This is a genomic window from Halopseudomonas sp., assembly GCF_036960865.1.
Lineage (GTDB): Bacteria > Pseudomonadota > Gammaproteobacteria > Pseudomonadales > Pseudomonadaceae > Halopseudomonas.
The window spans coordinates 1-689 of the sequence record NZ_JBALWE010000022.1 but is presented as its reverse complement, the minus strand read 5'-3'; the positions used below and the strand labels follow the sequence as shown (position 1 = coordinate 689).

At 49.5% G+C, this 689-nt stretch carries 1 protein-coding gene; it reads left to right on the top strand.

All coding sequences use genetic code 11. From position 1 onward, the window contains the following. On the top strand, positions 1–257 hold a 257-nt coding region (locus V7747_RS18540), incomplete at its 5' end, for a hypothetical protein (protein WP_335617468.1). Between the last annotated feature and the right edge of the window lie 432 nt (positions 258–689).

Here is a 689-nt window from a genome sequence, read left to right as displayed (position 1 = left end):
AATGCAGCGAGTGCAAAACATACTGGCAGCTTGATGTAGACGATAGATCTGACTTTGCTATAAAAGTGTCGCAGCCAGAAATTTGGCCATCATTTGATGATCGTCCATATCGAAGAGAGTTCTTCATCCAATTTCATGGTGGCGTCGGCAGCAAAAAATGTACGTGGGCAAGGTGCAATCAGCCCGCATTGCAAAACATGGCCATTTGCGTGGATCACGCTTACCCAGAGTTTTCCTCTACTGATGAGAAGCCCTAACAAATGGTTCAAACCGTTCGCTTCGCTCACTGGGACGGGCTAAAGCCCGCCCCTTAACCAAACGTTAGGGAGCTTCAACATGCATATTTACTCTCTTAGATTCTTTTTCTCTCCAGGGAGTAATGTTTGTCTATGGGCCGCAAACGATGCCGCATTGCAAAAATGGGATTATCCCGTTGAGTCGTGCGCGCTCCCCCTGTCTGAGAACACTTGGCGCTATGCGCTCTACCTTTGCGCTTGGCATGACACCAGTATCGATTGGAGCTATCCGCCGAACCCTACGCTTTGGGATGCTCAAGAGCAGGCTAGCTTCGGCGCGGCCTGCCAACATTTTTTGCATCAGCTTCGGAAGGAGCTTGGGCCAGACTTTTCTATCACTGACGAGTCAGAAACTGCCTAACCAGAACATAAAGTTCGTTCCGGCCTTTCAGG